This is a genomic window from Arthrobacter sp. 179 (genome assembly GCF_052379645.1).
In the GTDB taxonomy this organism is placed as follows: domain Bacteria; phylum Actinomycetota; class Actinomycetes; order Actinomycetales; family Micrococcaceae; genus Arthrobacter_H.
On sequence record NZ_JBQSYU010000021.1, the window covers coordinates 56,287 to 62,800 of the forward strand.

Here is a 6,514-nt window from a genome sequence, read left to right on the forward strand (position 1 = left end):
GTACTGGACGTCCCGTCCAGATTCCGCTGGCAGCTGGTGGCCTACGGCTCCACAGGCTGATCCGGTGCCGGGGCCGGGGCGGGTTCCTGCGGCGCGTCGGGGGCGGCGGGTTCCTGGTTTTGCGGTGCGGGCTCCTGGTTCGGTTCCTGCTGCTGTTCCTGGTCGGGCGCGTCGTCTCCTGCCGGGGCGTCCGGGTCCTGGTTGATGGTTCCGGAGTCATCGCTCTGGTGGGTGGTCCCGCTGATCCCCGGGATCGAGGTGCCGCCGGTTCCGCTGGTACCGCCGGTGAACGAGGACACCTTGCGCCCGGCAGAGAGCTCGAAGACGAGGATCAGGGCCATGGTGATGGCGAACAGGGCGACGGTGACGCCGATGATGTGCTTCCACGGCAACCGTTGCAGGATTCCGCGCCCGGCGTCCTTCGATGGTTTGTCGACCTCATCGACGCTCGTTCCAACAGGGCCGGCGTCCCGCGCTGTCGCATGTGGTGGCTGCGCGCCGTTGGACGGCCGGGGCTTGGGGCGCCCGACGTTGACCCTTTCGCCCACGTGGTCCTTGGTCCGCTGCAGGGATTGCGAGTAGATCGACCCGCCGACGGTGATCACCAAGCTACCCAGCGCGGCCCCGATGATGGTTCCGCCCACACCCAAGGTGGACAACACCACCGCGGAGGTGACGGCGCCCAAGGCGGAGCCGACCGATCCGATCCAACTGATTTCAAGACGCTTCCTAGCCACGCATCAATTATCCCGGGTGCCGGTGGCCTTCCGAAGCCGCCGCACCCTCTTTCCCCTACCGGCTGATTCAGGAGTTCAGCAGCAAGGGAACGAGCATCATCGCCGGGACGGCGGCGATCGTGGTCAGCAGGACGGTGTCCTTGGCGACCACCAGGCCCTGCTCATACCGGGAAGCCGTGACGAAGACGTTCTGGGCCGAGGGCAATGCAGCCATGATGACCACGGCAAACAGTTCCGCCCCGTGCAGCCGGAACAGGAGGGCCCCGGCGAGCCAGGCCAGCACCGGGTGGGCGATCAGCTTCAACCCGGTGCCGATCAGGACGTCGGAGCGTCGGTGGGTGGCTTTTTCCAGGGGTTTGGAACCCACGAGGGAAATGCCGAAGGCCAGGAGCATCGCCGGAATGGATGCACCGGCGATGAGCTCGACGGGGTCGGCGATCGGCTGCGGGAGCGTCCAGTCGAAGACGGCGAACAACAGTCCCGCCAACGAGGCGACGATCATCGGGTTGCGCAGGGTGCTGAGCACCAGGGCGGTCGGGGTGGTACGTCGGCCCGAGGTGCTTGAATCCAGCAGGGACAGGAAGACGGGACTCCAGAGGGCCAGCTGGAAGAGGATCACCGGGGCCGCATGCGCCGTGCTGCCCAGGACATAGGCGGCGATCGGCAGCCCGAGGTTCGCCGAGTTCACCGTCGAGGCACTCATGGCCCCGACCAGTCGTTCGGGGCGCCCGCGGGGCAACCACCAGCCGGTGACACCGAAATAAAGCAGGGCAACACCCGTGGCGCTGATGGCCGCCACGGCCAGGCTGGGCCCCAGGACGGCGCGGGGATCGGCGTCGGCGACGGTGACGAAGAGCAGGGCCGGGCTGGCGACGAAGAACGTCAGTCGATTCAGGACATAGCGGGCCTCGGGTCCGAGGACCCCCGTGCGTCCGACGAGGTAGCCGACGATGATGACGGCCCAGACGATCGAGAATCCCGAGAGGACCCCGAGCACGGTCCTAGGAGTCCGCGGCGGAGCCGGCGATGGCGTGCGGTGGGCGCACGGCATTGGTGGACAGCGACTCGGAGGGGTCGCTCCCCAGGGCGATCATCGTGTTGTTGGCGTCGACATGGACGATGCGCGGCACATAGCTGCGTGCTTCGGCATTCTCCATCTCGGCGAAGCTGATGAGGATGACCGTATCGCCCGGATGCACCAGATGTGCGGCGGCACCGTTGATCCCCAGGACCCCGCTTCCGCGGTCCCCGGCGATGGTGTAGGTCTCGAGCCGGGCGCCGTTGGTGACATCGACGATGCTGACCAGTTCCCCGGGAAGGATGTCGGAGGCTTCGAGGAGATCGAGGTCGACGGTCACCGAACCGACATAGTGCAGATCGGCATGGGTCACAGTGGCGCGGTGGATCTTCGACTTGAACATTGTGCGTTTCATGGCACTCCTAGTCTACGCGCCGTGCGGTGGTTGGACTCCCGGCCCTGGCATGAAGAGAGCGGGCGACGGGAATCGAACCCGCGTGTCCAGCTTGGGAAGCTGGCGCTCTACCATTGAGCTACGCCCGCAAAACACCCGCCGGTCCGTTCGTACCCGCGGGTGCATCTCAGCATAGCCCAATGGGCGTTCACATGCATATTGGAACTCCACCCACCCGGCGTGCTAATCATGCCCCGCCCGTTGGGGGGACCGGCCCGGGCGGCCCGTCAGGGCCCGCGCCACCGGTTCGGCCAGCTTGGTGGCAATCGGGCCCAGAACGGCCAACAACATGACATAGGCGGTGGCCAGGGCGGCCAGTTCCGGGGAGGCACCTCCACCGGCGACGGCCAGTCCGGCGATCACGATCGAGAACTCGCCCCGGGCGATCAGTGCCGTGCCGGCGCGGATCCGGCCCGGTACGCCGATCCCGGCCCGACGGGCGGCCCAGACCCCGGTGAGGACCTTGGTCACCGAGGTCACCAGGGCCAAAGCCAGGGCCAGGACCAGGACCGGGGGGATCGTCGCCGGGTCCGTGTTGATGCCGAACAGGACGAAGAACATGGCGGCGAACAGATCCCTGAGGGGGGCCAGGACCTTGGCTGCGGAATGTGCCGTGGAACCGGAGATCGCAATGCCCAGCAGGAAGGCGCCCACGGCCGCCGAGACCTGCAAGGCCGCGGCGAGGCCCGCCACGAGCAGCGCGGCGCCGATGAGTTTGAGCAGGAAGTTCTCCTGATCGGGGGAGTGGACGAGCCGGGAAATCTGGGGTCCATACCGCAGGGCCAGCAGCAGCACCAGGGTCACGGCCAGCAGGGCGACGCCCACGGCCCGGAACCCACCCCAGAAACTCACCCCGGCCAAGGCCGCGGTGAGGATGGGCAGGTAGACGGCCATCACGAGGTCCTCGAGCACCAGGATGGACAGCACTACCGGGGTCTCGCGGTTGCCCAACCGCCCCAGATCAGTCAGGACCTTGGCCACGATCCCCGAGGAGGAGATGTAGGTGACCCCGCCGAGGACCAGACCGCCGATGACCCCCCATCCCAGGATGAGGGCCAGGGCGGCACCGGGGACGAAGTTCAGGACCAGGTCGACCAGACCTGCCAACCAGGACCGGCGCAGACCGGTGACCAGCTCCTTGGCGGTGTATTCCAGCCCCAGCATCAGCAACAGCAGGACCACGCCGATTTCGCTGGCGACGTCCCCGAACGATTCGATCCCCGACAGCGGGACCAGGCCGCCATGGCCGAAGATCAACCCGCCCAGCAGGTACAGCGGGACCGGTGACATGCCGACCCGGGCCGCCAGACGTCCGAGAAGCCCGAGGCCGAGGAAGACGGCGCCGAGTTCGATCAGGACGATGGTGGTGGGGTCCACGGGCAGGCCCTATCCGTGATTCAGCAGGTGGGCGGCCTTGTCGAGGCCCTCGGCCGTGCCGACCACGATGACGACATCACCGGCTTCGAGTTCGAATGATGGCGAGGGGGAGGCGAATACCTGGCCACTACGGGAAATAGCGACGATGGAGGCGTGGGTGCGGGTGCGCAGATGGGTGTCACCCAGTGTGTGGTCGGCGTAGGGGCTGTCCTGGCTGATGACGAACTGCTGGGTGTTCACCCCCGGTAGTTCGCGATGCTCCGCGGAAAGATCGGAGACCAGTTGCGGGGCACCGAGCAGGCCGCCGATCGCCGCGGCTTCCTCCGAGGTCAGCGGGATGGCCGCCTGGCAGGCATCGGGGTCCTGCTTTTCGGAGATGATCAGCTCCATGCCGCCCTCGCGTTTGATCACGACGCCGACGCGTCGTCCCGTGGCCAACATGACGTCGCGGCGCGTGCCGATGCCCGGAAGGGGCGTTTCTTCCAGATTCATGACACCAGCGTAGACCCCGGGGCAGTCCCTGGCAGCCCCGGGGCACCGAACACAGAGGGCCGCCGCCGGTGTTCCGGCGACGGCCCTTGGGTGATGGTGGTGTCGGGGCTCAGGCCTCCGGGGTTGCTTCGCCGTCGGCGGTGCCCTCGGTGGGCTCCTGCGGTGCCGGGGAACCATCGGGGGCGAAATCGCGGCGGATGGCGTCGACGCCTTCGGCAGGGATCTCGAAACCGAGCTGGTGGCCCGGGTTCAGGACCACACCGGCACCGTTGAGGTTGTCGACGACCGCTGCGCCGACCACGCGCACGGCGTAGGGGGCCTCGGTGGTGTAGGCCTCGGGGATCCGGTTCACCTGCGTGAACAGAGCGATTACGGGCTCGCCGTCCTTGTTCTGCAGCAGCAGCGGCTGGACGTTGTCGGTCTCCTCGGTTACTTCCTCGCGGCTGAGGAAGAAGACTTCCTCGGACAGGAAGGTCGCAATGACCTGACCGGCCATGGCCTCATCGGCCTGGCCCTGCTGTAGCACGGTCTCCAGATGCGTTTGCGGTTCGTCGGGGTCCGGATTTTCGGATGGGTTCTGCGTTGGCTCGTCGCTCATGCCTTCCAGCCGATCACGCCCGTAGAGGATGTGCAAGCCGTGCCCCGGATCAAGTAGCTGGCGGTTCGGGGTTCGGACGCGGGCCGAATTAGACTGGGCGGCAACCAACCCACCGGATGCCAAGGATGCCCCATGACCGAGTTCCAGTACGAGGACCTGCTGCCGATCGGCCAGGACGACACCCCCTACCGCCTCATCGGAACCGAGGGGGTCCGCCGCCTCGAGGGCCCCGGGGGACGGAGCTTCCTCCAGGTCGCCCCCGAGGCCCTGGCGCATCTGGCCCGCACCGCCCTGCATGACATCTCCCATTACCTGCGTCCTGCCCATCTGCAGCAGTTGCGCAACATCCTCGACGACGAGGAAGCCAGCGCGAACGATCAGTTCGTGGCGCTTGACCTGCTGAAGAACGCGAACATCGCCGCCGGCGGGGTCCTGCCGATGTGCCAGGACACCGGCACGGCGATCGTGATGGGCAAGCGGGGCCAGCAGGTGCTCAGCGAAGGCCCGGACGAGAAGGCCCTTTCGCAGGGCATCTACGATGCCTACACCCAGTTGAACCTGCGTTATTCGCAGCTCGCCCCGCTGACGACCTGGCAGGAAACCTCCACCGGGAACAACCTGCCGGCCCAGATCGAGCTCTATGCCGACACCGAGCCCGGCCACGAGGAACAGTACAAGTTCCTGTTCATGGCCAAGGGCGGGGGATCAGCGAACAAGTCCTTCCTCTACCAGGAGACCAAGGCGATCCTGAACGAGAATGCCATGCTGGCCTTCCTCGACGAGAAGCTGCGCTCGCTGGGCACCGCTGCGTGCCCGCCGTACCACCTCTCGATCGTCATCGGGGGAACCAGCGCCGAATTCGCGTTGAAGACCGCCAAATACGGTTCGGCCAAATACCTGGACCACCTGCCGACCACCGGGGCGATGACCGGAAGGGGATTCCGCGACATCGACCTGGAGGAGAAGGTCCTGGAGCTGACCCGCCACTTCGGTATCGGAGCCCAGTTCGGGGGCAAATACTTCTGCCACGACGTCCGCATCGTCAGGTTGCCCCGCCATGGTGCCTCGCTTCCCGTGGCGATCGCCGTCTCCTGCTCGGCCGACCGCCAGATGTTGGCGAAGATCACTGCCGAAGGCGTCTTCGTCGAACAGCTTGAAACCGACCCGGCCCGCTTCATGCCCGAAACGGATCACCCGGCGGTCGCCGCGCACGACGACGACACCGACGGTGTCAGCGGGACCGGTGGCTCCTCGGTGGTCAGGATCGACCTGAACCGTCCGATGCCGGAGATCCTCGCCGAACTATCCAGACACCCGGTGAAGACCCGCCTGTCGTTGACCGGTCCGCTGGTGGTGGCCCGCGACATCGCCCACGCGAAGATCCGCGAACGACTGGATGCCGGGGAGGAGATGCCCCAGTACCTGAAGGACCACCCCGTCTACTACGCCGGCCCGGCGAAGACCCCCGAGGGCATGGCCTCCGGTTCCTTCGGCCCGACCACGGCGGGGAGGATGGATCCCTATGTCGACCGGTTCCAGGCGGCCGGCGGTTCGATGGTCATGCTGGCCAAGGGCAACCGGTCCCGGCAGGTCACCGATGCCTGCCAGAAGCATGGCGGCTTCTATCTGGGCTCGATCGGCGGCCCCGCGGCCCGGTTGGCGCAGGATTGCATTCGCCGGGTCGAGGTCCTCGAGTACGAGGAGCTGGGGATGGAAGCCATCTGGCGCATCGAGGTGGAGGACTTCCCGGCCTTCATCGTGGTCGACGACCAGGGCAATGACTTCTTCGCCGAGCCCCTGACCCCGACCTTCACCGCGATCCCAGTCCGGGCGGGCTA

At 66.9% G+C, this 6,514-nt stretch carries 7 protein-coding genes and 1 tRNA gene; 1 reads left to right on the forward strand and 7 read right to left on the reverse strand.

Annotated features, from left to right (window positions below):
* Positions 1–41: 41 nt before the first annotated feature.
* From ACT3UE_RS12485 to ACT3UE_RS12515, 7 genes are all read right to left on the reverse strand, one after another.
* Positions 42–737, reverse strand: coding sequence for a hypothetical protein (locus ACT3UE_RS12485; RefSeq protein WP_444554854.1), 696 nt, complete (start codon positions 735–737; stop codon positions 42–44).
* A gap of 67 nt (positions 738–804) precedes the next feature.
* Entirely contained in the window at positions 805–1,734 is a 930-nt protein-coding gene (locus tag ACT3UE_RS12490; protein ID WP_444554855.1) for an AEC family transporter, read from the reverse strand.
* A gap of 4 nt (positions 1,735–1,738) precedes the next feature.
* Positions 1,739–2,170 (reverse strand): aspartate 1-decarboxylase, encoded by a 432-nt coding sequence (panD, locus tag ACT3UE_RS12495; protein WP_444554856.1) that lies wholly within the window; start codon positions 2,168–2,170, stop codon positions 1,739–1,741.
* 57 nt (positions 2,171–2,227) lie between these two features.
* Positions 2,228–2,298: transfer RNA gene (locus tag ACT3UE_RS12500), tRNA-Gly, on the reverse strand.
* A gap of 94 nt (positions 2,299–2,392) precedes the next feature.
* Positions 2,393–3,586 (reverse strand): cation:proton antiporter, encoded by a 1,194-nt coding sequence (locus tag ACT3UE_RS12505; RefSeq protein WP_444554857.1) that lies wholly within the window; start codon positions 3,584–3,586, stop codon positions 2,393–2,395.
* A 9-nt stretch (positions 3,587–3,595) separates the two neighbouring features.
* Positions 3,596–4,078 (reverse strand): cation:proton antiporter regulatory subunit, encoded by a 483-nt coding sequence (locus ACT3UE_RS12510; protein WP_444554858.1) that lies wholly within the window; start codon positions 4,076–4,078, stop codon positions 3,596–3,598.
* A gap of 109 nt (positions 4,079–4,187) precedes the next feature.
* Positions 4,188–4,676, reverse strand: coding sequence for an SseB family protein (locus ACT3UE_RS12515; RefSeq protein ID WP_444554859.1), 489 nt, complete (start codon positions 4,674–4,676; stop codon positions 4,188–4,190).
* A gap of 132 nt (positions 4,677–4,808) precedes the next feature.
* On the opposite strand from ACT3UE_RS12515, the gene ACT3UE_RS12520 reads away from it, so the two are divergent.
* A partial coding sequence (locus tag ACT3UE_RS12520) for a fumarate hydratase (protein WP_444566826.1) occupies positions 4,809–6,514 on the forward strand: 1,706 nt, incomplete at its 3' end.